The following is a 26,298-nucleotide window of genomic DNA, read 5'->3' as shown; positions in this document are numbered from 1 at the left end:
TGGGACCGGGGCGACCCGGCCGGTCCCCCGCTGGCGCGTCAGGGCCGGTCGTCGGGGTCCCGCAGGACCTCTCCTTCGATCACCCGCGGCTCGGCCGGCCGGGAGGGGTGCGTCGCGTCGACGGGAGCGGTGCGGGTGCTGCCCACGCGCACCGGTCCGCGCATGTGCTCGGGCAGCCGGGCGAGCACGAGGCGCCGGAGCACCCCGCGAACGAGCCCCCGGGTGCCCGGCAGCAGGCAGAGCAGGCCGATGAGGTCTCCCAGGAAGCCCGGCAGGACCATCAGCAGGCCGCCGACGGCGATCAGGCCGGCGTCGCCGAGCTCGCGGCCCGCGGCCTCGCGGGACTGCGCCCGCCGGCGCAGGTCGGCGAGGGTGCGCCGGCCCTGGCTGGCCAGCAGCACCCAGCCCAGCGCGCTGGTGACGAGGGTGGCGACGATGGTCCACCCCAGCCCGATCCAGGCGGCGACCAGGAGGAAGACCACCAGCTCCGCCAGCGCGGTCAGCCCCACCACCGTGCGCAGTCTCCGACGCACCACGTCAGCCACGTCGCCTCCTCCCTGTCGGTCGTCCCATCCCTGCTCCCCCGTCGGCCGGCCGCCGTCTCAGCGTCCGGCCGGATCGGCCGGGCCGGTCACCGGCGGGCGCACCCGGCGGGGCAGCCAGTCGGCCAGCCGGTCCTGCACGCCCCACACGGTCACGCGGGCCCACGCCTCCCCAACGATCGAACTGCTCATCTTGCTCCGGCCGAAGGCGCGTTCGGTGAAGGTGATCGGCACCTCGGTCACCCGGGCCCCCGCCCGCAGCGCCCGCCAGGCCCAGTCGACCTGGAAGCAGTAGCCCTCGCTGGCCACCTCGTCGAAGGGCAGCCGGTCGATCAGCTCGGCGCGGACCGCACGGAACCCGCCGGTGGCGTCGCGGAGCGGCAGGCGCAGCGCCCAGCGCGTGTAGCGGTTGCCGATGCGGGAGAGCACCAGCCGGTGCACCGGCCAGTCCTCGACCCGGCCGCCGTCGACGTAGCGGGAGCCCAGCACCAGATCCGCGTCGGCCAGTGCGGTGAGCAGGTCGGGCAGCTGCTCGGGCGGGTGCGACCCGTCGGCGTCCATCTCGACCAGGACGTCGTACCCGCGTTCCCGGGCCCAGCGGAACCCGGCGACGTAGGCGCGCCCGAGACCGGCCTTCGCGCTGCGGTGCAGCACGTGGACCCGCGGGTCGGCGGCGGCGCGGGCGTCGGCGACCGCCCCGGTGCCGTCCGGGGAGGCGTCGTCGACGACGAGGGCGTGCGCATCCGGCACGCTGGCGTGCAGGCGGTCGAGGACGCGCGCGAGGTTCTCCACCTCGTTGTAGGTGGGGATGACCACCAGGACGCGTCCGTTCACCCCCGGCCCGCCCTGCGCCCCCGGAGAGCCGCGAGGAGGACCGCGCCGAGACCCAGTGCGGTGAGGAGTGCCTCCGGCACCGCGCCCAGGCGCTGGGCGACCGTCCGGTCGTCGCGCTGGGCGATCTCCTCCACGAACACCGCCGGCTCGAACAGCTCCGAGGAGCGCACCACGGTGCCGTCCGGGGCCACGACGGCCGAGATCCCGCTGGTGGCGGCGACGGCGACGGTGCGCCCGAACTCGACCGCCCGCAGCCGGCTCAGTGCCAGTTGCTGCGCGCTCTCGTCGGTGTAGCCGAACGTGGCGTTGTTCGTCTGGACGACGAGCATGCCGGCGCCGCCGTCGACGACGTCGCGCACGAGGCCGTCGTAGACCACCTCGAAGCAGATGAGGTCACCCAGTCGCACCCCGCCCACGTCGAGCACCCCCACCTCGTCCCCCGCGGCGAAGTCGCGCGGCACGAGGTCCACCTTGTCGCTGAACGTCCGGAAGAAGTCACGGGCGGGGATGTACTCGGCGAAGGGCACCGGGTGGCGCTTCACGTAGGTCTGCCCGGGCCCGTCCTCGGGCGACCAGACGATGGCGGTGTTGCTGATGTACTCCCCGGGGCCGTCGACGACCGCGCCGACGAGCACCGGGGCCCCGACGGCGTCGGCCGCCCGCTGGATGCCGTCCGCGGCGTCGGCGTTGCGGTAGGGGTCGATGTCGGAGCTGTTCTCCGGCCACAGCACGACGTCCGGTCGCGGCTGCCGGCCCGCCGCCACCTCCGCGGCCAGGCGCAGCGTCTGCTGGACGTGGTTGTCGAGCACCGCCCGGCGCTGGGCGTTGAAGTCCAGCCCGGCGCGCGGCACGTCGCCCTGGATGACCGCGACGATGGCGGTCGGCCCGCCCGCGGTGAGGGACGCCCCGGGGAGGGGCAGCCACGCCAGCGTCCCGACGAGCGGGACGACGAGCGCCCCGGCCAGCGCCACCGGGGCCGCGCGGCGGCCCCGCCCGGCTCGCAGGCCGAGGAGGGCCGCAGCGAGCAGGGCGCCCGTCAGGGCCACGGCGAAGCTCACCAGCGGGACACCGCCGTACGCGGCGAACGCCAGGAACGGCCCGTCGGTCTGGGAGAACCCGAGCCGGCCCCAGGGGAAGCCGCCGAAGGGGAACCGGCCGCGGGCGGCCTCGACGGCCACCCACAGCGCCGCCGCCCACAGCGGCCAGGCGGGGAGGCGGGAGGTGAGCGCGGTGAGCCCGCCCAGCGCGGCCAGGTACAGCGCCTGGCTCACCGCGAGCGCCAGCCACGGGAAGGCGCCCACGTAGATGCCGGTCCACGACAGCAGCGGCACGAAGAAGGCGAGACCGGTGACCAGGCCCAGCCAGAGACCGGCGCGCACGCCGCGGCCGTGCACGGCGACGGCCAGGGCGGCCGGGCCCACGACGGCCAGCGCGACCAGGTCGTACCCGGGGAAGGCCAGGAACATGGCCAGGCCGCCTGCTGCGGCCAGGAGCGTGCGCCAGGGAGCACGTGACCAGCGGGCTCCGCGCCCGGTCGGCGGCACGGGCCGATCCGCCCCGCCCGGGCCGGTCGGCCGCGGGAGCGTGCCGGTTCCCGGCCCGCCATCGCCTGCGGGCACCCAGCGCCTCCCCGGTGCAGCCGCCCTGCGTGGGCGGGACGTCCCCGCGCCGGACTGGGCGGGGTCCGGACCGCGGTGTCCACGCGGTCCCGACCCAGCATCCCATCCCGGCGGGGCGGGTGACCCCGCCCGTGGCCGCCCCGTCCGGACCCCCGTCCCGGATGCGCCGGCGGTCACCCTCCGCGGACGGCGCGCCTTCGGGCCGGACGGCCGGTCGCTGGGGGCGATCGGCGCGACCGTTGTCTGATGGCGCGCGTCCGTGCGGGCTCCGCCGGGGTACCCGCCCGCGGTCGCCGGCCGGCCCGCCCGTCGTCGGCGGCCTGGGGGCGCCCTCCGCGGGAGGGCGCCGGCCGGGAGGACGGACGCGCCTGCCGGGGACGTGCGTGCGGTGCTCCCGGTCAGGAACTGCAGGGACTGTAGGAAGCGCGCGGCCCCGGATCGAGACCTTCGGCACCTCCGGGTCGCAGTGTGACCGGATCGTTACTGATCGTCGCGAGTCGGAACGGGCCGGCCGTCGACGACCAGCCCGGCGCACGCCGGCCGCGCGCGGTGCTCCAGCACGGCGGAGAGCCCGTCGTCGGTGGCCCACAGGGCCAGGTCCGCGGGCGCTCCCACGGCGAGCGGCCCGGCCGGGTGCTCGGCGCGGACGGCGGCCCAGCCGCCGTGCGTCGCGGCGTCGAAGGCGTCGAAGGGGCGCATCCCGGAGTCGGGGCTCCGGTGGTCGACGGCGGCGTGCACCGCCCCCCAGGGGTCCAGCGGCGTGACCGGCGCGTCGCTGCCGAGCGCCAGGACGACGCCGGCGTCGGCGAGGTCGGCCAGCGGGTTCGTCGCCAGCGCCCGCTCGACGCCCAGCCGCTCGGCGTACATCCCCGAGTCCCCGCCCCATGCGGCGTCGAAGGCCGGCTGCACGCTGGCCACCATCCGCCAGTTCCGCATCCGGGCAATGGCCTCCGCGGAGGGCATCTCCAGGTGCTCGAGGCGGTGGCGGCAGGCGCGTACGGCCTCGACGCCGAGCTGGGCGACGACGACCCCCACCGCGTCCAGGACCTGCTCGACGGCGGCGTCGCCGATGACGTGGAAGCCGGCCTGGATCCCCGCCGCGGTGCAGGCGCGCACGTGCTCGGCCAGCGACGAGGAGTCGAACCGCAGAGCCCCGGACGTCTCGGGCCGGTCGCTGTAGGGAGTGCTCAGCGCGGCCGTGTGCGAGCCGAGGGCGCCGTCGCAGAACAGGTCCCCCCCGGCGCCGGCGAGCCCGAGCTCCCGCACGAGGTCCAGGCCGCCGCGCTCGGACAGCTCGCCCCAGTACCCCACGACCCGCGGCCCGGGGATCTCGGCCGCCAGCGCCAGCAGCTCTCGGAGGTCGTCGGCGGAGGAGACCTCCGGGCCGGCCATCTCGTGCAGGCTGCCGATCCCCAGCGCGGCGGCGGTGGTGCGGGTGGCGTGCTGGGCGTCGGCCCGCTGCACGGTGCCGACCGCCCCGTAGGCGGCCTGGCGGGCGGCGTGGTGGGCGTCCAGGCGGAGCCGCCCGTCCGGTGAGAAGCCCGGGAGGGCGGCGATGCCGGGGACCAGGTCCAGCAGCGCGGTGGAGACGGTCGCGGAGTGGACGTCGACCCGCGCCAGGTAGACCGGCCGGCCCGCGGCCACGGCATCGACGTCGGCGCGGGTCGGTCCCCGGCGCTCGGGCCAGTCGGTCTCGTCCCACCCGGTGCCCAGGACGATCCCGGCGGGGGTCGCGGCGACGTGCTGCCGTAGGGAGGCCATGGCCTCCGCAAGGCTGAGGCTCGAGTGGAGGTCGAGACCGGTCAGCGCGAGCCCCGTCGCCGTCGCGTGCACGTGCGCGTCGACGAAGGCCGGGGTGAGCAGGGCGCCCTCCCCCGGGATCACCCGGTCCGCCCGTGGGGCGTCCGCCGCGGCGCCGGTCCAGGCGATCCGGCCGTCCACGACGTGCAGCGCACGCCCGGGCCGGTCACCCACCCGCACGTCGGTGAGCAGCAGGCTCACGTTCGCTCCTCCTCCCGTCCCGTCGCCTGCCGGGGCGGCGGGCCGACGAGTAGGAGACCACGACCCGCCGGGCCGGCGTCCGGGTGGCCGGTCCTGGCGGCCGGCGGTAGGCAGGAACGATGGGCGGTGAGGAGACGGGGCTGCGGACCGGGCGGTTGCGGCTCCGCCCGTGGACGACGGCGCCGGCGGACCTCGCCCGGCTCTGCGACCTCTACGGGCGTGTCGAGGTGACGCGCTGGCTGGGCGGCACGCCGTCGATCCCGCCCCGTGAGCTGGTCGACCGCTGGGCGGAGGTGCACCGGCGCGACGAGCGGCACCTGTGCTGGGCGATCGAGCGAGCCGACGGCGTGCCGGCGGGCACGGTGCTGCTCAAGCCGCTGCCGGACGGGGTCGGTGAGGTGGAGGTGGGCTGGCATCTGCACCCGGACTCGTGGGGGCACGGCTACGCCACGGAGGCGGCGCGGGCGGTCATCGACCGGGCCTTCGCCTGCGGCCTCCCCGAGGTGTACGCCGTCGTCCGCCCCGGCAACGAGCCGTCGATGGCGGTGTGCCGGCGGCTGGGCATGACGCCGCTGGGGCGGATGCGCCGCTGGTACGACGTCGAGCTCGAGGCGTTCCGCCTGATGGCGCCGGTCGTCGTCGAGTGATCCCGGTGCTCAGCGCCGGCGGAGCAGCCCGGTCAGCCGGCTGACCGCCGTCCGCTTCGGCGGCTTGGTCGCCCGGCCGGTGGCGCGCAGGGTGTCGGCGGCCGCGGCCTCCGACGGCGTCGGGGCGGTCCCCCCGAGGTGGGCCGGGAGCCACCAGCGGTCGTCGTCCCCGGCCGGCTGGTCCGGGTAGCTGCGCTGCGCCTCGTCGAGGAGCGCCTCCATGGCGGTGCGCGTGCGTCCCAGCAGCGAGGCGATCTGCTCCCCGGGCTCGGCCGCGATGGGCTCGCCGAGGATCACCGTCACCGGCACCCCGCGGCGCAGCTCGACCTCGTGGTTCTTCGTCGCCACGCGGTGCCCGCCCCAGACGGCGGCGGGGATGATCGGGACCCCGGCATCGATCGCCATGCGGGCGGCGCCGGCCTTGAGCTCCTTGACCGTGAAGCTGGTGCTGATGGTCGCCTCGGGGAAGACGCCGACCACCTCTCCGTCCTTGAGGGCGCGGACGGCCGCCTCGAACGCCGCCGAGCCCGCCTTCCGGTCGACGGGGATGTGCTTCATGGCGCGCATGAACCGCCCGGCGAACCAGTGCTCGAACACCGGCGACTTCGCCATGAACCGCACGAGGCGGTGCTGCGGCAGCGCCCCGAGCCCGAGGAACGTGAAGTCGAAGAAGCTCACGTGGTTGCTGCAGATGATGGCGCCACCGGTGGGCGGCACGTGCTCCGAGCCGCGGACGTCGAACCGGAAGCGGAGCAGCCGGAAGACGACCAGGGCGAGCCGGATGATGGCGCGGTAGGGCTTGTCCCGCGGATCGGGCGAGGGGCCGAACAGCCCGGGACGGACGACGTCGCGCCAGCTCGCGGTGTACATGGCGGGAATCTAGCGGCTGACCCCGGCTGCTGCCCGGGCGGTCTCCTCCCCCGCGGTGGCGGCGACGGCCGCCCGGACGACCGCGGTCAGGTCGCCGGTCTCCCGGTGCACCTGCCGCTGCAGGTCCGCTCCCGTGCCGCGGTCGAGGATCGCCCGGAGCCCGTCGCCGACCAGGGCCTCGTCGCCCGCGTCGGCCAGCGCCGGCCGGACGTGGTCGAGCAGATCGGCGAGGACGTCGGCCGCGGGCGCGGGCCGGCCGGTGCGCGGGTGCACCAGCTCTCCGGACAGCCCGGAGCGGGAGGCGCGCCAGCCCGCCAGGCGCAGCACCTCGGGCCGCATCTCGGGCACCGCTCCCCCGGCCCGGGCGTCGCGGGCGGCGGTCTCGACCAGGCCGCGCACCAGGCCGGCGAGGGTGACGGCGTCCTCGATGCGCAGCGCCACGTCCATCGTGCGCACCTCGACGGTGGGCCAGCTCGCCGACAGGCGGGCGTCGAAGTAGACCATCCCGTCGTCGAGCACCGTCCGCGTCGCCAGGACCGCCTCGACGAGCCGGTGGTAGTCCTCCGCGTCGCGGAACGGTCCGTTGGGGCCGGCCGAGGGCCACCGGTGCCAGACCTGCGACCGGAAGCTGGCGTAGGAGGTGTCCCGGCCCTGCCAGAACGGCGAGTTGGCGCTCAGCGCGGTCAGCACCGGCAGCCAGACGCGGATGCGGTTGAGCACCGCGACCCCCTCGCGGTCGTCGGCGACCGAGACGTGCACGTGGCACCCGCAGGTCAGCACCTCCTCGGCGGTGCGGCCGAAAATCTCCAGCAGCCGCCGGTACCTCTCTCCGTCCGTCGGCACCGGTGCGACGTCCACCGGCGAGCTGGCCAGGGCGGCCACGCGGGCGCCGACGGCCGATGCCGCCGCGTCGGCCCGGCCGCGCCAGTACCGCAGCTGGGCCCCGACCTGGGCCAGCGTCGTGCACACCGGCGTCCCGAGCTCCAGCTGCTGGGCCTTCAGCTCGGGCACCAGGTGCGCGGTCTCCGGGACGGCGACGTCGGCACCCTGTTCCTCGAGGTCGTGCTGGTGCACGTCCTCCCCCTCGCCGCGGCGGGCTGCCACCGAGAGTGCCTCCGGTCCCCGGGGAACGGGGACGCCGTCCGCGTCGACCACGAGCAGCTCTTCCTCGACGCCCACCGTTCGCACCGCCCCATGATCCGGAGGGTGGTCCTCCGGTGCACGGTCAACCGGCAGGGTCGTCCGTCGGTGCTTCGGCGCCCGGAGGGTGCCGTGACGGTGGTCTCGTCACGTGCCCACAGTCGTGAGCCGTATGTTTGTTGGGGATAACGGTAGTATCCAGCCATGCCTCGTGCATGGCAGCAGCCGCTGCCCGACATGCCCGCCCTCCCCCCGGCGCGTGCCTGGTCACGGCTGCGCCCACCACCCGGGTACGAGACCCAGTGGCGGCGACTGGCCGATGCGGCCCTCGAGCTGGGCCTGGGACCGGAGGAGCTGGCGGCCGGCGGCCTCGGTGACCTGGCTGCCGCGCGGGGGTGGAAGCCGGCGACCGTGGCGCTCTACAGCAAGGTGGCCCGCTACGGCGGCCTGGCGCTGGCGCTGCCGGTGACGCCCGAGCCGCATCCTCCGCAGCTCGACCTGCGCCCGCTCACGCAGATCCGGGCCGAGGACCCCGAGCACCTGCGGTCGGTGGCCTGGTGCGCCTTGGCGCTGGGCTGGCCCGCCCCCGTGGGGACGTTCCGCTCCCTGCGCCGGGACCAGGTGCGGGCGACCGCGCGCCGCCTGCTCATCTCCACGGACGACGGCGAGTGGGCCGTGCCCGGGGCGGTGACCGCCTGGCACGCGTGGGAGGCGACGCGCGAGGCCTTCCCGGCGTTGGCCGCCAGCCCCTGGGTGCTGCCGGCGCTCCGCCGGGGTCCGGGCCTGGACTCGCGCATCGGTGGCCGCCTGTCCAACCAGGCCCTGCAGGCGACGTTCACCAAGCATGTGCGCGCGACGGTCGGGCACCTGCGGGCGACGGTTGCGCCCTCCCGCCGGGAGGCCGTGGAGGAGCTCGCCGCTGCCTACCGCCAGCTGTCCTACGACAGCTACCGCCGGCTGGCGTTGGCGGCCGGCGCACCCCCGGTGGGGGCGCGCGGCGTCGTGCGTGCCGCCCGCGCGACGGCCCGGGCGGCGCGCACCGGCGGCTGACCCCGCCACCTCACAGCAGGGTCAGCTGCTCGGCCGGGCCGGCCGGTGCGTCGGGGGGGCGCCCACCCGTGGCCCGCGACGGCAGGCTGCCTGCGGGGAAGCCGACCTCCTCGTCGCCCGGGACGCCTGCCACCTCGACCTTCCGGGCCGCGCCGCCGCGCTGGCGGTCCAGCCCGTGCCGGGCGAGCAGCGGGGCCACCTGCCGGGCGAGCCAGGTGCGGTACTCCGCCGGCACGTAGGCCCGGCGCGCGTAGAGGCGCTCGTAGCTCGGGACCAGCTCGGGGTGGCTGCGGCGCAGCCAGGCCATGAACCATTCCCGGGCCCCCGGGCGCAGGTGCAGCGGGATGACCGTCACCCCGGTGGCGCCCGCCGCGGCGATCGCCGCGAGCGCGGTGTCCAGGCGTTCCGGGGAGTCGGTGAGGCCCGGCAGGACGGGCGCGAGGAAGACCCCGCAGGGGAGCCCGGCGTCGGCGAGGGCGCGGACCATCTCCAGCCGCGCCCGCGGTGTGGGGACACCGGGCTCGAGGCCGGCGTGCAGGTCGTCGTCCCAGATGGCGATGGAGACGCCGAGCCCGACCGGTACGTCGCGGGCCGCCGCAGCGAGCAGCGGCACGTCCCGGCGCAGCAGGGTGCCTTTCGTCAGGACGGAGAACGGCGTGCCCGACCGCGCGAGGGCATCGATGACCCCGGGCATCAGCCGGTAGCGGCCCTCCGCGCGCTGGTAGGGGTCGGTGTTCGTGCCGAGGGCGACGTGCTCCCGCTGCCACGCCGGCCGGGCCAGCTCCCGCCGCAGCACCTCGACCAGGTTGGTCTTCACCACGACCTGGGTGTCGAAGTCCCGGCCCGAGTCCAGCTCCAGCCACTCGTGCGTCCGGCGGGCGAAGCAGTTGTGGCTGACCACGCCGTTGGCGATGAAGTCACCGGTGCCCGTGGTGATGTCGTACATCGGCATCTGGAGGCCGAGGTCCTCCACGCTGGCGACGCGCAGGTCGGCCGTGCTCTTGATCGCGGTGCCCTGCAGTCGGCATTTCCGGCGAATGGCGGGATCGACGAGGTGGATGAACCGCACGTGCTCCTTCAGCCCACCGCGCAGGCGAACGGTGCGGACCCGGTCGGGCCGTCCTGGGTCCTCGAGGACGCTGTCGAACCCGTGCGCGGCGAACGCTGCGCTCGTCTGCGCCAGCATCTCGTCGTCCGCGTTGCTCACCCGGACGACGTGTCGGCTGCGGCACCCCTCCGCATCGAAGATGCCGGCGAGGAAGCCACGCCTCCACTCGGCCGGCGGGGTGGCCGGCCAGCGCACCAGAGCTTGAATGTCCGCAATCGCACGACCGCGCGCGGCGCGGATGCCGTGCATGGCCTGGCGCCCTTCCGACGCCGGGGAGAAGTCGAAGCGGGCAGTCGTGACGCCCTCCTCCTGCAGAAACCTCTGGGTGCGAAGGAGGGCGTCCAGGTCGATCAGGGCGAGTCGGAACTGGTGGACGACGCCCGGCCGTCCGTTGGACCGCCGGTACCCGTACGTCGTGAGTGTCGCGTCTCCACGGATCATCCCTGTGAGGTAGCCACGCCGGTACGCGACCGTCTCGTCGGGCGTCACGACGGTGCTGCCGAAACCGAGCATCTCGTCGTTGCAGGTCAGGTGCGGGCGCTGGCCGGCGCCCGCACCGGTACCCGCGACGTGTTTCCACCCGCGACCGGTGAGGAAGCGGTGGTCGCCGCTGGCGACCAGGGTGGTCCCGTCAGCGAGGGTCACGCGGTAGGCGCGCTTGAGGGTCGACCAGTGCGCGAGCACCTTGGTCTCCACGTAGAAGCGGTACGGGCCGCGCTTCACCGTCCCGACGATCCGGTCGCCGACCGCGAGGTCCGCGATGCGGACCTGGCGGCTGTCCGCCGTGAGGACGAGCGTGTCTCCGCCTACGCAGTAGACGCACGAATGGGAGCAGCCACGGTAAGGGTTGATGGTCCACGGGAACGGCATGGCCGACTCCCCCGGAACCCGGTTCAGCGCGCTCTTCGACCGCACCTCGTGGAAGGTCAGCCCCGGGAACTCCGGCACCTGCACGCTGCGCAGCAGCCCCCGGGTGCTCGGCATGCCGGGGAGCGCCCCGGGCTCCTCGAGGTCCAGCCGCTGCGCGTCCCACCGCATGCGCCCATCCGAACACACGTTCGAACAGATGTCCACGGGGGCGACGGACGTCGTGTGCGCCGGGAGCCCGCCTCGAACCGGCACCGGGCGCTCAGCGCCTGGTCTCGTACCTGGTCAGGAGCACGCCGCCGGGGAACGTCCGGGTCTCCACCAGGGTCAGGTCGACCCAGTTGTCCAGGGCCGCGAAGTACGGCATGCCTCGGCCCACCAGGACCGGATGGGTGACGAGCGCGTACTCGTCGATCAGCCCGGCCCGCATGGCCGCCGCGGCCAGGGTGGCGCCGCCGACGTCCATGGGGCCGCCGTCCTCGGTCTTGAGCCGGGTGATCTCGGGAACCGCGTCGCCGGTGGTGACCAGGCGGGCGTTCCAGTCGACCGCGCTGGTCGTCGAGGAGAACACCACCTTCGGCATGTCCCGCCAGCGGCGGGCGTACTCCATGTCCGCCGGTGTGGCGCCGGGCTGCTGGTCGGCGGTGGGCCAGTGGGAGCTCATCGCCTCCCACAGCCTGCGTCCGTACAGCGCCGTGCCCGTCGCCCCCACCCGGTCGGACCACCACTGGAACAGCTCGTCGCTCGGCACGCCCCAGCCGAGGTCCCCGCCGGGCGCGGCGATGTAGCCGTCCAGGGACAGGTTCATGCCGAAGGCCAGTCTCCGCATGCGTCGGCCTCTCCGGAGTCGGTGTTCGGCGTACCGACCAGCACGGCGGTGGGAAATCATCGGTCCGGCCACACCCGGCCATCACACCGGTCAGATCAGCGGCCGGGCCTCGTAGGACGTGGAGAGCACCACCGTGGTCCGCGTGGTGACGTTCGCGGCGGAGCGGATCTCCTTGAGCAGGTTCTCCAGGGCGTCCGGTGAGGCGACCCGCACCTTGAGGATGTAGCTCTCCACCCCGGCGACCGCATGGCACTCCTCGATGGCGTCGAGGTGGGCCAGCAGCGTCGGGGCGTCGTCGGTCTGCGCGTCGGTCGGGGTGATCGACACGAAGGCGGTCAGCGGCAGCCCGATCTTCGTGGCGTCCAGCGTCGCCCGGTACCCGGTGATGAGGCCGCGCTGCTCGAGCCGGCGCACCCGCTGGTGCACGGCCGACACCGAGAGCCCCACCCGCTCGGCGAGCTCGGTGAAGCTGGCGCGGCCGTCGCGCGCCAGCGCCGCCAGGAGCGCCCGGTCGACGTCGACGGCGCCGCCCTCAGCCGGGGAGCTCGACGAGCCCACGGGGACCGTTGTTCAGGACGCGGACGCCGTCGTCGGTGCAGACGACGATGTCCTCGATGCGGGCACCGTGGCGGCCGGGCAGGTAGATGCCCGGCTCCACGGAGAACGCCATGCCGGGCTCGAGCGGGAGCGGGTTGCCGGCCACGATGTAGGGGGCCTCGTGGGAGTCCAGCCCGATGCCGTGGCCGGTCCGGTGGATGAAGTACCCGCCCCATCCGGCGTCGGCGATCACCTGGCGGGCGGCGGCGTCGATCTCCTCGGCGGGAACGCCGGGGCGGACCGCCGCGGTCGCCGCCTGCTGGGCGGCGTGCAGGACCGCGTACCACTCGGCGACCTCGGCGTCCGGGCTGCCGCCGACGACGTAGGTGCGGGTGCAGTCGGAGCGGTAGCCGGTGGCGGTCTCACCGCCGATGTCGACGACGACGAGGTCGCCGGCCTCGATCACGCGATCGGAGAGCTCGTGGTGCGGGCTCGCCCCGTTCGGGCCCGACCCGACGATGGTGAAGTCGACGGCGACGTGCCCCTCGGCGAGGATCGCCGCGGCGACGTCGGCGCCCACCTCGGCCTCCGTGCGGCCGACGGTCAGCCACTCCCCCATGCGCGCGTGCACCCGGTCGATCGCCGCGCCCGCCCGGGACAGCTCCTCGACCTCGGCCGGCGTCTTCACCATGCGCAGCTGGTCGACGACCGGCGACGCGAGCTCCAGCACCGCGCCGGGCAGCGCGCGCTGCACCCCGAGGGCGTGCTCGGCCCAGGTGCGGGAGCCGACGGCGACGCGCGCGGGCGCGGCGCCCAGGCGGCCGACGGCGGCCCCGGCCAGGACGGCGAAGGCGTCGTCGGTCTCGTCCCACGCCAGGACCTCGAGGCCCAGCGCTCCCGCCGGCCCGGCGTCGACCATCGGGGCCTCCAGCCGTGGCACCACCAGGAACGGCTCCCCCCTGCGCGGCACCGCGAGCGCGGTGAGCCGCTCCATCGCGTGGGCGGCGTACCCGCAGAGGTAGCGGAGGTCGGCGCCCGGCGTGAGCACGAGGAGGTCGATCCCCAGCTCGCCGGCGACCGCGCGGGCGGCGTGCAGGCGGTCGAGGCTCACCAGCGGGCCGCTGCCGGCCGGTTCTGTCACGGTTCCCACCGGCGCAGAGTAGCCAGGCGGGACGGCGCTGCTCCTGAATCGTTGCCAGACCGCTACCGTCCGCGGACGTGGGCGAGCGCGCGAGGTCTCAGCGGACGACGGCACCCGGCGGCATCGGGGCGGCCGCGTGACCACCATGCTCCTAGACGCCGCGTCGCTGTACTTCCGGGCGTTCTACGGCGTCCCCACCAGTGTCACCACCCCGGACGGGCGGCCCATCAACGCCGTCCGCGGGTTCCTGGACATGACGGCGCGCCTGGTGACCGCCCACGGCCCCGACCGGCTGGTCGCCTGCTGGGACGACGACTGGCGGCCGGCCTTCCGCGTCGAGGCGCTGCCCTCCTACAAGGCGCACCGCCTGGCGCCCGACGGCGGTGAGGAGACCCCCGACGAGCTGGGCCCGCAGGTGCCGGTCCTGGTCGAGGTGCTGGCCGCGGCGGGGATCGCCCGGGTGGGCGCCCCCGGCTACGAGGCCGACGACGTGATCGGCACGCTCGCCACCCGGGCCCGCGGGCCCGTCGACGTCGTCACCGGTGACCGCGACCTCTTCCAGCTCGTCGACGACGCCCGCGGGATCCGGATCCTCTACACCGCCCGCGGCATCTCCGACCTCGAGTACGTCGACGAGGCCGGCGTGGCCGCCAAGTACGGCATCCCCGGCCGGGCCTACGCCGACTTCGCGGTGCTGCGCGGTGACCCCAGCGACGGGTTGCCGGGCGTGGCCGGGGTGGGCGCGAAGACCGCGGCCGCGCTGATCAACGGGTACGGGGACCTGGCCGGGATCCGGGCGGCCGTGGCGCGGACCGTCGTCCCGGCGCCGCCGCTGACCGCAGCGGTGCTGAAGAAGATGCACGCGGCCGCGGACTACCTCGACGCCGCGCCGGTGGTCGTCGCCGTCGCGCGGGACGTCGACCTGCCCGCCGTGGACGGCGCCCTTCCCCGCTCCCCCGCCGATCCGGAGACGCTGGCCACGCTCGCCGAGCAGCACGGCCTGCAGTCCTCCATCGGCCGCCTGGGCGCCGCGCTGGGCTGGTCGGCCGACGTGCTGGGCTGAGCCCCCGGTCAGCGCTCGCTCCAGGTGTAGCGGGCGTCGTCGGCGTCGGTGATCTCGATGCGCAGGGTCACCTCCTCGTCGTCCGCCGTGACGCCGGTGCACTCGTAGCGGGCGCCGGTCTCCACGCGCATCTCCTGGTCGCAGTCCAGGTCGACGGCGACGCCCTCGCGCTGCTCGAACTGCGCGGCCACGTCCCGCTCGACGGCCGACCGGGAGAGCACGACCGGGCCGGTCGCCGTCGCCAGGAGCGCGACCCCCGCGACGACCGCGAGGACCACAGCGGCGAGCAGGAGCAGCAGGGTGGCCCGGCGCCGGCCGTCCGGCGGCGGCTGCGCCGACGAGCCGTGCCCGGGGCCTTCAGAGCCGGGTGCGACGTGTGCGGGGGGCCCGTACGCAGCTCCCCCGTACCCGGGTGCCCCGGGCGGCGGGGAGGCCGGGTGGGGTGCGGGCCCCGGGCCCTGCGACGAGGGCTGCCAGCCCGGCTGCGGGAGCCGCCCGGTCCCCTCGTGCGGCCGTTCGCCGTACGGCGGGTGGGTCATCGTCGCTCCCGGGTCGGTGGGGTGCCCCCTCGGGGCCGCTCGCATCCTGCCGCACCGGCTCCCGGCGGGACCGGCGGCGCCGCGGGTCAGCCGCCGACGGCGACCGCCACGACGCCCCGCCGCACCCGCTCCACCGCGGCCCGGGCGGTGCGCGCCACCGGCTCGTCGGCGACCTTGCCGAGCTGGTCCAGGAGGTCCAGCAGCTGCCGCGCCCAGCGGACGAAGTCGCCGCCGGAGAGCTCGGTGCCGGCCTGCTCGGCTCCTGCGAGCACCCGGTCCAGGCTCTGGCCGTCGGCCCAGCGGTAGGCGGCCCAGGCGAACCCGAGGTCGAGGTCGCGGCTCGGGGGCACGTCGTGGTCGAGCTCGACGTCCTGCAGCCGGGAGCGGATGCCGCGCATCTCGCCGATGGCGGCGCCGACCTTGCCGGCGGGCACGGAGGGCAGCCCCGGGGTGTCCCGCCGGGCCTCGAACACCAGCGTGGAGACCGAGGCCGCAAGCTCGGCCGGGCCGAGCCCGCGCCAGACCCCTTCGCGCAGGCACTCGGCGACGAGCAGGTCGGACTCCGACCAGATGCGGGCCAGCCGCCGGCCGTCGTCGGTCATCACGGGCACGTCGTCGACCGCCCCGAGCACCTCGGTGTCGGCCGGCACCAGCGGCGCCACCTCCGGCACCAGGTAGCCCAGCTCCTCCAGGACGTCGCAGGTCCGGTCGAACTGCCGGGTGAGCGAGCCGGTGCGCTCGGCCATCCGCCGCTGCAGGGCCTCCGCCTCGTGCACCGCGCGCAGCCAGCGCTCGGCCACCCGCACCCGATCCTCCCGGTCGGGCAGCTGGTGGACGGGGTGGTTGCGCAGTGCCTGCCGCAGGTCTTCCAGCACCGGGTCGTCCGCAGCCGCGGAGCGGCCCTTCTTCACCCGCCGCGCGCCCAGGTCGTGCTCCACCCGGGCGTTGCGCAGCGTCGAGGCCAGGTCGCGGCGGGCGTGCGGGCTGCGGTGGTTGAAGTTCTTGGGGACCCGTACCCGGGCGAGCGCCTGCACCGGCGTCGGGAAGTCCACCGAGCCCAGCCGGCCCGCCCACTTGTCCTCGGTGAGCACCAGCGGCCGCGGATCGGCCAGGTCGGTGATCCCGGGGTCGAGGACGACGGCCAGCCCCTGCCGACGTCCCGTGGGTACCCGGATGACGTCGCCGGGGCGCAGCGCGGCCAGCGCGTCGGCGGCCTCGATCCGCCGCTTGGCCTGGGAGTCGCGGGACAGCTCCTTCTCGCGTTCGGAGATCTGCCGGCGCAGCAGCGCGTAGGCGCCCACGTCGCCCCGGTCGGAGTGCATCTGGGCGGCGAACTCCTCGGCGTCCCGCTCGTGGCGGGCAGCGGCCCGGGCCAGCCCGACGACCGAGCGGTCGGCCTGGAACTGCGCGAACGAGCTGGCCAGGAGCTCGCGGGCGCGGGCCCGCCCGAACGAGCCGACCAGGTTGACCGCCATGTTGTAGCTCGGCCGGAAGGACGACCGCAGCGGGTAGGTGCGGGTGCTGGCCAGCCCCGCCACGACGCTCGGGTCCATGCCGGGCGCCCAGATGACGACGGCGTGCCCCTCGACGTCGATGCCGCGCCGACCCGCCCGGCCGGTGAGCTGGGTGTACTCCCCCGGGGTGACGTCGACGTGCGCCTCGCCGTTCCACTTGACCAGCCGCTCGAGCACGACGGTGCGCGCCGGCATGTTGATGCCCAGCGCCAGGGTCTCGGTCGCGAAGACGGCCTTGACCAGGCCGCGCACGAAGCACTCCTCGACGGTCTCCTTGAACGCCGGGACCAGCCCCGCGTGGTGGGCGGCGAGCCCTGAGAGCAGGCCCTCGCGCCACTCCCAGAAGCCGAGGACGTGCAGGTCCTCCTCCGGCAGCGAGCCGGTGCGCTCGTCGATGATCGCCGCGATCTCGGCGCGCTCGGCCTCGTCGGTGAGCCGGAGCCCGCTGAGCAGGCACTGGTGGACCGCGGCGTCGCAGCCGTTGCGGCTGAACACGAAGGTGATCGCCGGCAGCAGCCCCGCCCGGTCGAGGCGCTCGACGACGTCGGACCGCGCCGGTGGCCGGTACCGGGGCCGGTGGTGGCCCTCCCGGCGGCCGTTGCCGCCCCAGGTGTCCAGGCGGCGCTCGTGCTCCCGCACGTAGCGGACGAGCTCCGGGTCGACGACGGAGGCGCCGCGTTCCCGCGTGGACAGCGGCCGGGGCCCCTCGCCCTGCTCCCCGGCGTGCGCCGCGGGCCGCAGCGAGAACAGGTCGAACACCCGGTTGCCCACGAGCATGTGCTGCCACAGCGGGATGGGCCGGACCTCGCTGACCACCACCTTGGTGTGGCCGCGCACGGTGACCAGCCAGTCGCCGAACTCCTCGGCGTTGCTCACCGTCGCCGAGAGCGAGACCAGGGTGACCGACTGGGGCAGGTGGATGATCACCTCCTCCCACACGGCGCCGCGGAACCGGTCGGCGAGGTAGTGGACCTCGTCCATCACCACGTAGCCCAGGCCGTGGATCGCCGGGGACTCCGCGTAGAGCATGTTGCGCAGCACCTCGGTGGTCATCACGACCACCGGGGCGTCGCCGTTGACCGCGTTGTCGCCGGTCAGCAGGCCGACCCGGTCGGCGCCGTAGCGCTCGACCAGGTCGTTGTACTTCTGGTTCGACAGCGCCTTGATCGGCGTCGTGTAGAAGGCCTTGCGCCCCTCGGCGAGAGCCTTGTGCACGGCGAACTCGCCCACCACGGTCTTGCCGGCGCCGGTGGGCGCGCAGACCAGGACGCCGGAGCCCTCCTCCAGCGCCTCGCACGCCTCCACCTGGAACGGGTCCAGGGAGAAGCCGAGCTCGGCGGTGAAGTCGGCCAGCGTCGGGTGGGAGGTCCGCCGCCGGGCTGCGGCGTACCGCTCAGCGGGGCTGGACATGCCCCCACGTTAGGCGCGCCCCGGGTCATCGGCTCGCCACGATCAGCTTCCCTGATCGTGGCGCGTCCTCCCTCAGCGCATGCGCTGAGGGAGGACACCGCATGATCAGGTCAGCTGATCGTCGCCGGGCCCCGCGCCGGCGATCCGGACGGCGGCGGGCACGCACTCGACGACCACCGGCAGGGGCCCGATCAGCTCCCCGTCGGCGTAGGTCCTGACGCCGGCGCACGACAGCTCCACGCGGGCCGCCCGGTGCACCGTCACCGCGGGGTGCCCGACGTGGCTGCCGTCGGCCAGCCGCGGTCGGGTGCGCACCAGCTCGCGGCGCGTCACGGGCCCGACCACGGTGACGTCGAACAGCCCGTCGGCGCAGTCGGCGCCCGGGCACATCCGCAGACCGCCGCCGTACCAGGCGGTGTTGCCGACGGCGACCATCGTGGCGGCCAGCGTGCGGGTCTCGCCGTCCAGGGAGAGCGTCACGTCATAGGGGCGCAGCCGGGCCAGCTCGGCCAGGACGGCGACGTCGTAGCGGCGCCGGCCCCGGGGCCAGCGCAGCCGGTTCGCGCGGTCGGTGACGGCCGAGTCGAACCCGCAGCACAGCACGGTGGCCCACCAGCGGCCGGCGGCGCGCCCCGCGTCCACCGCCCGGTGGCGCCCGGCCAGCAGGTCCCGGGCGGCGGCGCGGGCGGCCGCCACCGGATCGGCCGGCACCTCGAGGGCCAGGGCCAGGTCGTTGCCGGTGCCCGCCGGGACGACGGCGAGCGGGACGGCCGACCCCGCGACCGCCTGCAGCGCCGCGTGCGCGGCGCCGTCACCCCCCACCGCGATGACGGCTCCGGCGCCCTCGGCGATCGCCTCCGCCGCCTGGCGCTCGGCGTCGGGCCGGGTGGTGGCGTCGAGCACCCGGGGCACCACCCCCTCTTCGCGCAGCGCGTCGAGGACCGACCGGCTCGCGGTGAGGGCGCGGCCGCGCCCGGCCGCCGGGCTGATGAGGACCGCGGCATCCACCGCCGTCAGCCGCGGGCCGACGGCGAGTGCTCGACCGGTTCCTCCAGCTCCGAGGGGCGGGCGTCCAGCGGCGAGGCCTCGTCGTCACCCAGGTCGTGGAAGTGCTCCACGGCGGCCCGCCGGGCCCGGCGCCGGTCGACGACGCGGGCGAGCTGGATGGCGAGCTCGAACAGCACGATCATCGGGCCGGCCATCAGCAGCATGGTGAACGGGTCCTGCGTCGGCGTCACGAACGCGGCGAAGACGATGGTGAGGAAGAAGATCCACCGGCGGCTCTTCGACAGCACCTCGTAGCTCAGCACGCCGGCGAGGTTCAGCGCGACGGCGATCAGCGGCACCTCGAAGCTGACGCCGAAGGCGACCAGCAGCGACAGCACGAAGCCGATGTAGTCCTGGGCGGTGAGCGCGACGACGACGCCGTCGCCGGCGAGGCTCAGCAGCAGCTCCAGGCCGGCCGAGAGCGAGACGTAGGCGAGCACGGCGCCAAGGGCGAAGAGCGTCGAGGAGACGGCGACGAAGCCGACGCCGTAGCGCTTCTCGTTGCGCTTGAGGCCGGGGGTGATGAACGCCCACAGCTGGTAGAGCCAGAACGGGGCGGAGAGCACCACGCCGGCCAGGAAGGCGACCTTGAGGCGGATAAACACGCCACCGAAGACGTTGGTGATCAGCAGGCCGCAGCCCCCGGCGTCGTCCCCGCCGTAGCGCAGCTCCTCGGGGAGGCCGCAGTACGGGGCGCGGATGAACTCCCCGAGGCCGTGCCCGTACCACCAGAACGAGATCGCGGTGGCGACGAGGATGGCCAGCCCGGCCTTGAGGATGCGGTTGCGCAGCTCGGTGAGGTGCGCGATCAGGCTCATCGTGGCCTGCGCGTCGCGCGGCGGCCGCCGGCGCCGGCGCGCGCCACGGGTCGCCTCGCTCACCGCCGTCCCCCCGGGTGCGGTGCGGTCAGCGGGAGCGGTCGGCCGCGCGGGCCTGCTCGGCCTGCGCCCGCAGCTCCGCGGCCCGGAGCTCGGCCTGCCGCGCCTCCTCCTGCAGCTGGGCGCCGAGGTCGTCCGACGCCGGCGACGCGGGCGCGACGATCTCCCCGCGCACCGGCGTGGTGCGCGCGGCGTCCTTGGTGCGGACGTCGTCGTCCTTCATGCCCTTCATCTCGCCCTTGAAGATGCGCAGCGAACGGCCCAGGGACCGCGAGGCGTCAGGCAGCTTCTTGTAGCCGAAGAGCAACAGGATGGCCAGGATGATCAGACCGATCTCCAGCGGGCCGAGTCCGGCCATGGCGCGTCCTCCAGAGGTGTGGTTGCTGCGGTGATGCTACGCCGCCTTGCGGCGATTCCCAGAGGTCTGCGCGCGAGGTGGAGCCGCCGGCCGGTCGAGTTCGCCGGCCGTTCAGCCGGCGGTCGTCCGGGCGTCGCGCAGCCGGGCGGCGTGGTCGGCGGACTGCTGCAGCTCCGCGCGCACGGGGGCGACGTCGTCCTGCGCGGCCGTCAGCTCGCGCGCCAGCCGGCCGAACGACCCCAGCACGCCGTGGACGAGCACGCCGAGGACGACGAGCGCCAGCAGGACCACGACGGCGAGGACGATCCAGAACACCACGGCGGAACCCTAGCCCGCGCCGCCGGAGGGCACCCCGTACCGGGCCAGGGCGGCGCGGGCCTCGGCGGCGACCTGCGCCCCGAGCTCGGCCGGCTCCTCCACGACCGCGTTGCCGCCCAGCAGGGCGACCAGCCGCCGGGCCCACGCCAGGTCGGCGGTGCGGACCGTGACGGCGAGCCCGCCGGGTGGGTCGTCGACGGGGGTGAGGTCCTCGGTCGGGTAGTAGTCGGCGACCCACCGGGCGCTGCGGGACAGCCGCAGCCGGACGGCGGGCGTCTCGGGCCCGGGCTGGTACAGGCCGTCGTCGATGCTGCGGCTGGTGGCCTGGGGCGGTGCCGCGGCCGGCTCGTCGAGCACCGTGGCCTCGTCGACCCGGTCCAGCCGGAACAGCCGGACGCCCTCGGCCCGCCGGCACCAGGCCTCCAGGTACCAGTGGCCGTCCACGTACAGCAGCTGCATCGGGTCGACGGTGCGCTCGGTGCGCTCGTCGCGGGCGGGCACGTAGTAGTGCAGGTGGAGCGCGCGCCCCTCCTGCAGCCCGCGGCGGGCGATCGCGAGGGTCTCCTCCTGTGCGTCCACGCTAACCGCCAGGGGCGCCGTCCGCGCCGCAGCGTCACCGGTGGCCGCGGAGACCTTGGCCAGGGCCCGGCTCACCGCCTCCCGCTCGGCGAGACCGGGCAGCTCCAGCAGGGTGCGCAGGGCCACGACGAGCGCGACCGCCTCGTCCGTCGTCAGGCGCAGCGGCCGCACCATGCCGGCGTCGAAGGTGACCCGCACCCGGTCGCCCTCGAAGGCGACGTCGATCAGGTCGCCCGGGCCGTAGCCGGGCAGCCCGCACATCCACAGCAGTTCGAGGTCGCGCTGCAGCTGCCGCTCGGGGACGCCGAAGTCGCGGGCGGCCTCGGCCAGCGGCACCCCCTCGGGGCGGGCGGTGAGGTACGGGACGAGGGCCAGCAGCCGGGTCATCCGGTCGGTGGTCCCGCCGGCGGTCACGCGTGCACCTCCATGGCGGCCAGGCGGGTCAGCCGGGCGATCACGGCCTCCCGCATCGTGGTCGGGGCCTCGACGACGACGTCCGCGCCGTAGGCGGCGATCTGGTCGGCGAGCGCCCAGGGCTCGGTGGTGCGCAGCTGCAGCCGGTCCTCCACCTGGCCGGTGCCGTCGTCGGCCGGGCCGAGGGAGGTGGCGTGCCGGCGCAGCCCCACGGCCGTGCCCGGGCGTGCCCGGACGACCACCAGGTGCTCCTCCCCCTGCACCTGCTGGCCGGCGACGACCGCGGTCAGGTCCAGGTCGGCCGGCGGTTCGAAGGCGCCCGCCGGCCCGACGGCCTTCGGGGTGCCGACCACGCGGGAGAGCCGGAACACGCGCGGCGCCTGGCGGTCGAGGTCCTGGCCGACCATGTACCAGCGGCCGTGCCAGGCGACGACGCCCCAGGGCTGGACGTCCCGGCGGACGGCGGTGTCCTCGTCGGGGCGCCGGTAGTCGAACTGGAGACGGCGCCGGTCGCGGGCGGCGGCGTAGCAGGGCTCGAACGCCGCCTCGCCGCGGTCCAGCCGGTGCTTGATCGGCAACGCGCGGGAGGAGTCGACGTCGACCCCGGCCGCCCGGAGCTTGACCAGGGCGCCCTGCGCGGCGCCGGCGAGCTGCGCGGACTCCCAGAGCCGCAGCGCCAGGCCCACGGCAGCTGCCTCCTCCCCGGTCAGGTGGATCTCGGGGAGCTCGTAGTCGGCCCGGGCGATGCGGTAGCCGTCCTCGGTGTCGAAGACACTGGTGCGCCCGGTCTCCAGGGGCACCCCCATCTCGCGGAGCTCGGCCTTGTCGCGCTCGAACATGCGCTTGAACGCCTCGTCGGCCCGGTCCGTGCCGTCGTCGGCCTCGTAGCCCGGCACGGTGGCGCGGATGCGCGCCGCCGTCACGTACTGGCGCGTGCTCAGGAGCGCGATGACCAGGTTGACCAGTCGTTCCGCCCGCTTGGCCGCCATGGCCCTCAGGCTAGTCAGCCCGCCGGCGCCCCGTCGCCGCCCGGCCGGTCCGCGGCCCGCTGGATAGCCTGCCGGTATGACCCGTGCTGCTGCCTCCGCGCCCGCGTCCCGGATCCGCTGGCGGCGCGGCCGGGTCACCGCGACCGGCCGGTCCTGGCCCGACGCGCTGGAGCTGACCGTCGAGGTGGGCGGTGAGGGCGAGCTCCGCGCACTGGCCCACCCCTCGCTGGTCGGCGTCCCCGAGGTGGGCGACGACGTGCTGCTGAACACCACCGCCCTGGCGCGGGGCCTGGGTACCGGGGGCTACGCGCTGGTGGTCGCCGTCCCCGACCGGCTGCCGCCGGACCCCGAGGGCCCCGGGCACCTGGTGAAGGCCCGGTACACGCCGCTGCAGGTGATGGTGCAGGGCGTCGACGAGCAGGAGACCGAGCACCACGCGACGATCGCCGACGCCGACGACCTCGGCGGGATGCCGGTCGTGGTGGCCGACCTGCACTCGGCGCTGCCGGCGATCCTCATCGGGATGCTCGCCACCGACCCCGACCTCAGGGTCGCCTACGTGATGACCGACGGCGGGGCGCTGCCGGCGGCGTTCTCCCGCACCGTGGGGGCGCTCAAGCCCTCGCTGGCCGGCGTCGTCACGGTGGGGCAGGCCTACGGCGGCGACCTGGAGGCGGTCACCCTGCACACCGGGCTGCTGGCGGCCCGGCACGTGCTCCGCGCCGACCTGGCGATCGTCACCCAGGGGCCCGGGAACCTGGGGACGGGGACGCCGTGGGGCTTCTCCGGGGTGGCCGCCGGTGAGGCCTGCAACGCCGTCAGCGTGCTGGGCGGGGTGCCGGTCGGAGCGCTGCGCATCTCCGACGCCGACCCCCGCCCACGGCACCGCGGGGTCTCCCACCACTCGCTGACCGCCTTCGGGCGGGTGGCGCTGGGCGGGGTGGCGCTGGTGGCGCCGCGCGGGCTCTCGTCCGAGATGGGCGGGCAGGTGGACGAGGACCTCGCGGGCCAGCCCGAGCGCAACACCGTCGTCTGGGTGGACACCGACGGGCTGGACGCGGCACTGGGGCTCTCGCCGGTGCCGCTGCGGACGATGGGCCGCGGCTACCCGGAGGAGCGCGCCTACTTCCTGGCGGCCGCGGCAGCCGGCCGCTACGCCGCCCTGCAAGCACCCCTCGCTTCGTCAGCCTCCGGCTGACACCGCGGCCACGAGCCGTCCCCCCGCTGCGCTGAGCCCAGCCGACGTGCCGCGCCGGGGAGCCTCCGGCCCCCGCGTCGCAGCACGTCCCTCGCAGGGCGTCTCCCTGTCGCGCCTGCGCGGACCCTCCGGGCCCACTCGGCGCGCCAGATCACATGGAGGCGATGAGCTTCTCGACGCGCTCGTCCACGGCCTTGAACGGGTCCTTGCACAGCACGGTGCGCTGGGCCTGGTCGTTGAGCTTGAGGTGCACCCAGTCGACGGTGAAGTCGCGGCGCTTCTCCTGGGCCTTGCGGATGAACTCGCCCCGCAGGCGGGCGCGGGTGGTCTGCGGCGGGACGCTCTTGGCCTCGAAGATGCGCGGCTCGTGGGCCACGCGGTCGACCTGGCCGGCGCGCTCGAGCAGGTAGTACAGCCCGCGGGTGCGGCTGATGTCGTGGTAGGCGAGGTCCATCTGCGCGATGCGCGGCGAGGAGAGCGGGAGGTCCCGCTTGGCCCGGTAGCGCTCCAGCAGGCTGTACTTGATCGCCCAGTCGATCTCCCGGTCGATGAGACCGAGGTCCTCGCTGTCGACGGCCTTGAGCACCCGGCCCCACAGTTCGAGCATCTGCCGGTGGACCGGGGTGCAGCCCTCGCGGTCGACGAACTCCATGGCCCGGCTGTGGTACTCCGACTGGATCTCCAGGGCCGACATCTCGCGGCCGCCGGCCAGCCGCACCTTGCGGCGTCCGGTCATGTCGTGGCTGATCTCGCGGATGGCCCGGATCGGGTTCTCCAGCGTCATGTCCCGGATCGGGGTGCCGGCCTCGATCATGCGCAGCACGAGGTCGGTCATGGTGACCTTGAGCAGCGTCGTCGTCTCGCTCATGTTCGAGTCGCCGACGATGACGTGCAGCCGCCGGTAGCGCTCCGCGTCGGCGTGCGGCTCGTCGCGGGTGTTGATGATCGGCCGGGAGCGCGTGGTCGCCGACGACACGCCCTCCCAGATGTGCTCGGCGCGCTGGCTGACGCAGTACAGGGCGCCCCGCGGGGTCTGCAGCACCTTGCCGGCGCCGACGACGATCTGCCGGCTGACCAGGAACGGGATCAGGACGTCGGCGAGCCGGCCGAACTCCCCGTGCCGGCCGACGAGGTAGTTCTCGTGGCAGCCGTAGCTGTTGCCCGCGGAGTCGGTGTTGTTCTTGAACAGGTAGATGTCGCCGGTGACGCCCTCCTCGGCCAGCCGCTGCTCGGCGTCGACGAGCAGGCCCTCGAGGATCCGCTCGCCGGCCTTGTCGTGGACGACCAGCTCGGAGAGGTCGTCGCACTCGGCCGTCGCGTACTCGGGGTGGCTGCCGACGTCGAGGTAGAGCCGGGAGCCGTTGCGCAGGAAGACGTTGGAGCTGCGCCCCCACGACACCACGCGCCGGAACAGGTACCGGGCGACCTCGTCCGGCGAGAGGCGGCGCTGCCCCTTGAAGGTGCACGTGACGCCGTACTCGGTCTCGATCCCGAAGATCCGTCGGTCCACGCTCCGAGACTAGGCGCCGGGAGCGACAGCGGCCCACCGCCGGACCGGCGGGCCGCTACCGCTTCGCGTCGAGCCGCTGCAGCAGGTCGTCGAACGCGCGCTCGATCTCGTCGTGCCCGTTCTGCGACGCCCGCTGCTTGCCGTGGATCAGCGCCGCCCGGTTCACCTTCGAGAAGTCGCCGTACGGGAAGTGGTAGCGCTTCTTGGTCTCCTCGCCGGCGTCCGGGTCGACGGCGAGGTGCCAGGCCGCGTAACCCGTCCAGCCGTGCGCCTCGATCTCGGCGTTCCCGTCGTCGGCGGAGGGCGCAGCGTCGGACCACTCGGTCCGGTCGTCCACGTCCCCCCGGTCGATGAGCTTCTTCGCCTGGGCGAACGCGTCGTCGTTGAGGTCGTAGTGGGGCATGCCCCTCCCCTACCCCGCCGGAGCGGGTCAGCCCTCGGTCTGCGGGTGCCCCTCACCGGTGTCGGTGACGCCGCCGGCGGTGTCGGGGGCGGCCGGGTCGCCGAGCCCCGCGGGCGTGCCGGGTGCCGGGTGGCTCGGCACGTGACCCGAGGTGGGGGTCCCGCCGTCGCCGGTCTCGCCGTCGCCGAGCACGCTGTGCAGGGCGGCGCCCACGATCCGTCGGAACGCCCGCTTGGGCCGCCGGCGGTCGAGGACGGCGACCTCGAGCTGGTGCGCGGTCAGCCGCGTCGGCCCGCCGTCGCCGGCCCCGGCGGTGGCCGGGCTGACGGCGGAGAGCGCGTCGACCCCGACCCGCAGCGCGTCGGCCAGCCCCATGCCGGGGTGGAAGTTCTCGCGCAGGTGGGCCGTGACGGCCTCGGCCTGCCCGCCCATCACGACGAAGTCGGGCTCGTCGACGACCGAGCCGTCGAAGGTGAGGCGGTAGAGCTGGTCGTGCTCGGGGGTCTCGCCGACCTCGGCGACGCACAGCTCGACCTCGTAGGGCTTCATCTGCTCGGTGAAGATCGCGCCGAGGGTCTGGGCGTAGGCGTTGGCGATCACCCGGCCGGTGACGTCGCGCCGGTTGTAGGAGTAGCCGCGGACGTCGGCGAGGCGGACGCCGGCGACCCGCAGGCTCTCGAACTCGCTGTAGCGGCCCACCGCGGCGAAGCCGATGCGGTCGTAGATCTCGCCGATCTTGTGCAGCGTGGAGCTGGGGTTCTCGGCGATGAGCAGGACGCCGTCGGCGTAGGTGAGCACGGCGACGCTGCGACCGCGGGAGATGCCCTTGCGGGCGTACTCCGAGCGGTCGCGCATGACCTGCTCGGCGGAGGCGTAGTACGGCATGGTCATGG

25 protein-coding genes are annotated in these 26,298 nt (G+C 75.2%); 4 read left to right on the top strand and 21 right to left on the bottom strand.

Annotation, left to right across the window (positions count from 1 at the left end):
• Positions 1-38: 38 nt before the first annotated feature.
• From ACI794_RS06730 to ACI794_RS06715, 4 genes are all read right to left on the bottom strand, one after another.
• Positions 39-545, bottom strand: coding sequence for an FxsA family protein (locus tag ACI794_RS06730; protein WP_456615956.1), 507 nt, complete (start codon positions 543-545; stop codon positions 39-41).
• A gap of 57 nt (positions 546-602) precedes the next feature.
• Complete coding sequence (locus ACI794_RS06725) at positions 603-1,376, bottom strand: polyprenol monophosphomannose synthase (RefSeq protein ID WP_456601613.1); 774 nt, start codon at positions 1,374-1,376, stop codon at positions 603-605.
• Positions 1,373-2,920, bottom strand: coding sequence for an apolipoprotein N-acyltransferase (lnt, locus tag ACI794_RS06720; protein ID WP_456615955.1), 1,548 nt, complete (start codon positions 2,918-2,920; stop codon positions 1,373-1,375). The genes ACI794_RS06725 and lnt overlap by 4 nt, the downstream gene beginning before the upstream one ends.
• Before the next feature lie 555 nt (positions 2,921-3,475).
• Entirely contained in the window at positions 3,476-4,996 is a 1,521-nt protein-coding gene (locus ACI794_RS06715; protein WP_456615954.1) for an amidohydrolase, read from the bottom strand.
• A 119-nt stretch (positions 4,997-5,115) separates the two neighbouring features.
• Here ACI794_RS06715 and ACI794_RS06710 point away from each other — a divergent pair, with 119 nt between their 5' ends.
• On the top strand, positions 5,116-5,643 hold the full coding sequence (locus ACI794_RS06710) for a GNAT family N-acetyltransferase (RefSeq protein WP_456581349.1): 528 nt from the start codon (positions 5,116-5,118) through the stop codon (positions 5,641-5,643).
• A gap of 9 nt (positions 5,644-5,652) precedes the next feature.
• Here ACI794_RS06710 and ACI794_RS06705 read toward each other — a convergent pair whose 3' ends face one another.
• Both ACI794_RS06705 and ACI794_RS06700 read right to left on the bottom strand, forming a co-directional pair.
• Positions 5,653-6,513 (bottom strand): lysophospholipid acyltransferase family protein, encoded by an 861-nt coding sequence (locus ACI794_RS06705; RefSeq protein ID WP_456601616.1) that lies wholly within the window; start codon positions 6,511-6,513, stop codon positions 5,653-5,655.
• 9 nt (positions 6,514-6,522) lie between these two features.
• A complete protein-coding gene (locus ACI794_RS06700; RefSeq protein ID WP_456615953.1) occupies positions 6,523-7,701 on the bottom strand; it encodes a carboxylate-amine ligase in 1,179 nt (392 codons plus the stop codon).
• Between the two features lie 156 nt (positions 7,702-7,857).
• Between ACI794_RS06700 and ACI794_RS06695 the strand changes: the two genes are divergently transcribed.
• On the top strand, positions 7,858-8,703 hold the full coding sequence (locus tag ACI794_RS06695) for a hypothetical protein (RefSeq protein WP_456615952.1): 846 nt from the start codon (positions 7,858-7,860) through the stop codon (positions 8,701-8,703).
• A gap of 10 nt (positions 8,704-8,713) precedes the next feature.
• Here ACI794_RS06695 and ACI794_RS06690 read toward each other — a convergent pair whose 3' ends face one another.
• From ACI794_RS06690 to ACI794_RS06675, 4 genes are all read right to left on the bottom strand, one after another.
• Entirely contained in the window at positions 8,714-10,849 is a 2,136-nt protein-coding gene (locus ACI794_RS06690) for an intein-containing Rv2578c family radical SAM protein (RefSeq protein ID WP_456615951.1), read from the bottom strand.
• 91 nt (positions 10,850-10,940) lie between these two features.
• A complete protein-coding gene (locus ACI794_RS06685) occupies positions 10,941-11,507 on the bottom strand; it encodes a dihydrofolate reductase family protein (protein ID WP_456601620.1) in 567 nt (188 codons plus the stop codon).
• Positions 11,508-11,597: 90 nt separating this feature from the next.
• Entirely contained in the window at positions 11,598-12,065 is a 468-nt protein-coding gene (locus ACI794_RS06680) for an Lrp/AsnC family transcriptional regulator (RefSeq protein ID WP_456601621.1), read from the bottom strand.
• Positions 12,040-13,194 (bottom strand): M24 family metallopeptidase, encoded by a 1,155-nt coding sequence (locus ACI794_RS06675; protein WP_456615950.1) that lies wholly within the window; start codon positions 13,192-13,194, stop codon positions 12,040-12,042. Before ACI794_RS06675 ends, ACI794_RS06680 begins: the two co-directional genes overlap by 26 nt.
• Before the next feature lie 136 nt (positions 13,195-13,330).
• Here ACI794_RS06675 and ACI794_RS06670 point away from each other — a divergent pair, with 136 nt between their 5' ends.
• The gene (locus tag ACI794_RS06670) at positions 13,331-14,248 is read left to right on the top strand and encodes a 5'-3' exonuclease (protein WP_456615982.1); all 918 of its coding nucleotides are present in this window, start codon (positions 13,331-13,333) and stop codon (positions 14,246-14,248) included.
• 8 nt (positions 14,249-14,256) lie between these two features.
• On the opposite strand, the gene ACI794_RS06665 is transcribed toward ACI794_RS06670, so the two are convergent.
• The 8 genes from ACI794_RS06665 to ACI794_RS06630 all read right to left on the bottom strand — a co-directional run bounded on the left by ACI794_RS06665 (position 14,257) and on the right by ACI794_RS06630 (position 22,294).
• Positions 14,257-14,787: a DUF4333 domain-containing protein gene (locus ACI794_RS06665; RefSeq protein ID WP_456615949.1), complete on the bottom strand. Its 531-nt coding sequence runs from the start codon at positions 14,785-14,787 to the stop codon at positions 14,257-14,259.
• A gap of 86 nt (positions 14,788-14,873) precedes the next feature.
• Positions 14,874-17,711, bottom strand: a complete 2,838-nt coding sequence (locus tag ACI794_RS06660) for a DEAD/DEAH box helicase (protein ID WP_456615948.1) — start codon at positions 17,709-17,711, stop codon at positions 14,874-14,876.
• A 105-nt stretch (positions 17,712-17,816) separates the two neighbouring features.
• A complete protein-coding gene (locus ACI794_RS06655) occupies positions 17,817-18,719 on the bottom strand; it encodes a diacylglycerol/lipid kinase family protein (protein WP_456601625.1) in 903 nt (300 codons plus the stop codon).
• A gap of 5 nt (positions 18,720-18,724) precedes the next feature.
• The gene (gene tatC, locus ACI794_RS06650; RefSeq protein ID WP_456615947.1) at positions 18,725-19,639 is read right to left on the bottom strand and encodes a twin-arginine translocase subunit TatC; all 915 of its coding nucleotides are present in this window, start codon (positions 19,637-19,639) and stop codon (positions 18,725-18,727) included.
• Positions 19,640-19,664: 25 nt separating this feature from the next.
• On the bottom strand, positions 19,665-19,994 hold the full coding sequence (gene tatA, locus ACI794_RS06645; protein ID WP_456581361.1) for a Sec-independent protein translocase subunit TatA: 330 nt from the start codon (positions 19,992-19,994) through the stop codon (positions 19,665-19,667).
• A 111-nt stretch (positions 19,995-20,105) separates the two neighbouring features.
• A complete protein-coding gene (locus ACI794_RS06640; protein ID WP_456601627.1) occupies positions 20,106-20,312 on the bottom strand; it encodes a hypothetical protein in 207 nt (68 codons plus the stop codon).
• A gap of 9 nt (positions 20,313-20,321) precedes the next feature.
• Positions 20,322-21,305 (bottom strand): helix-turn-helix transcriptional regulator, encoded by a 984-nt coding sequence (locus ACI794_RS06635; RefSeq protein ID WP_456601628.1) that lies wholly within the window; start codon positions 21,303-21,305, stop codon positions 20,322-20,324.
• A complete protein-coding gene (locus ACI794_RS06630) occupies positions 21,302-22,294 on the bottom strand; it encodes a helix-turn-helix transcriptional regulator (RefSeq protein WP_456601629.1) in 993 nt (330 codons plus the stop codon). The genes ACI794_RS06635 and ACI794_RS06630 overlap by 4 nt, the downstream gene beginning before the upstream one ends.
• 76 nt (positions 22,295-22,370) lie before the next feature.
• Here ACI794_RS06630 and ACI794_RS06625 point away from each other — a divergent pair, with 76 nt between their 5' ends.
• Positions 22,371-23,492 carry a DUF3866 family protein gene (locus ACI794_RS06625; protein ID WP_456615946.1) on the top strand — a complete coding sequence of 374 codons (1,122 nt, stop codon included), beginning with the start codon at positions 22,371-22,373 and terminating at the stop codon, positions 23,490-23,492.
• Positions 23,493-23,643: 151 nt separating this feature from the next.
• On the opposite strand, the gene pafA is transcribed toward ACI794_RS06625, so the two are convergent.
• The 3 genes from pafA to prcA are packed head-to-tail and all read right to left on the bottom strand — an operon-like array spanning position 23,644 to position 26,296.
• Positions 23,644-25,002, bottom strand: coding sequence for a Pup--protein ligase (gene pafA / locus ACI794_RS06620; RefSeq protein ID WP_456581366.1), 1,359 nt, complete (start codon positions 25,000-25,002; stop codon positions 23,644-23,646).
• Positions 25,003-25,057: 55 nt separating this feature from the next.
• Complete coding sequence (locus ACI794_RS06615) at positions 25,058-25,405, bottom strand: hypothetical protein (protein WP_456615945.1); 348 nt, start codon at positions 25,403-25,405, stop codon at positions 25,058-25,060.
• A 27-nt stretch (positions 25,406-25,432) separates the two neighbouring features.
• Positions 25,433-26,296 (bottom strand): proteasome subunit alpha, encoded by an 864-nt coding sequence (prcA, locus tag ACI794_RS06610; protein WP_456601632.1) that lies wholly within the window; start codon positions 26,294-26,296, stop codon positions 25,433-25,435.
• Positions 26,297-26,298: the final 2 nt, after the last annotated feature.

The sequence above is a fragment of the Blastococcus sp. SYSU DS0541 genome, from assembly GCF_054050875.1.
Note: the sequence above shows the minus strand (reverse complement) of the source record. Positions and strands in the feature narration are given on the sequence as shown.

Excerpts from the sequence above, each read along its gene's own strand:
- ACI794_RS06710 (WP_456581349.1), top strand. The coding sequence starts at position 5,116 with ATGGGCGGTGAGGAGACGGGGCTGCGGACCGGGCGGTTGCGGCTCCGC.
- ACI794_RS06705 (WP_456601616.1), bottom strand. The coding sequence starts at position 6,513 with ATGTACACCGCGAGCTGGCGCGACGTCGTCCGTCCCGGGCTGTTCGGC.
- ACI794_RS06695 (WP_456615952.1), top strand. The coding sequence starts at position 7,858 with ATGCCTCGTGCATGGCAGCAGCCGCTGCCCGACATGCCCGCCCTCCCC.
- ACI794_RS06690 (WP_456615951.1), bottom strand. The coding sequence starts at position 10,849 with ATGCGGTGGGACGCGCAGCGGCTGGACCTCGAGGAGCCCGGGGCGCTC.
- ACI794_RS06685 (WP_456601620.1), bottom strand. The coding sequence starts at position 11,507 with ATGCGGAGACTGGCCTTCGGCATGAACCTGTCCCTGGACGGCTACATC.
- ACI794_RS06670 (WP_456615982.1), top strand. The coding sequence starts at position 13,331 with ATGCTCCTAGACGCCGCGTCGCTGTACTTCCGGGCGTTCTACGGCGTC.
- ACI794_RS06665 (WP_456615949.1), bottom strand. The coding sequence starts at position 14,787 with ATGACCCACCCGCCGTACGGCGAACGGCCGCACGAGGGGACCGGGCGG.
- ACI794_RS06660 (WP_456615948.1), bottom strand. The coding sequence starts at position 17,711 with ATGTCCAGCCCCGCTGAGCGGTACGCCGCAGCCCGGCGGCGGACCTCC.
- tatA (WP_456581361.1), bottom strand. The coding sequence starts at position 19,994 with ATGGCCGGACTCGGCCCGCTGGAGATCGGTCTGATCATCCTGGCCATC.
- ACI794_RS06630 (WP_456601629.1), bottom strand. The coding sequence starts at position 22,294 with ATGGCGGCCAAGCGGGCGGAACGACTGGTCAACCTGGTCATCGCGCTC.
- ACI794_RS06625 (WP_456615946.1), top strand. The coding sequence starts at position 22,371 with ATGACCCGTGCTGCTGCCTCCGCGCCCGCGTCCCGGATCCGCTGGCGG.
- ACI794_RS06615 (WP_456615945.1), bottom strand. The coding sequence starts at position 25,405 with ATGCCCCACTACGACCTCAACGACGACGCGTTCGCCCAGGCGAAGAAG.
- prcA (WP_456601632.1), bottom strand. The coding sequence starts at position 26,296 with ATGACCATGCCGTACTACGCCTCCGCCGAGCAGGTCATGCGCGACCGC.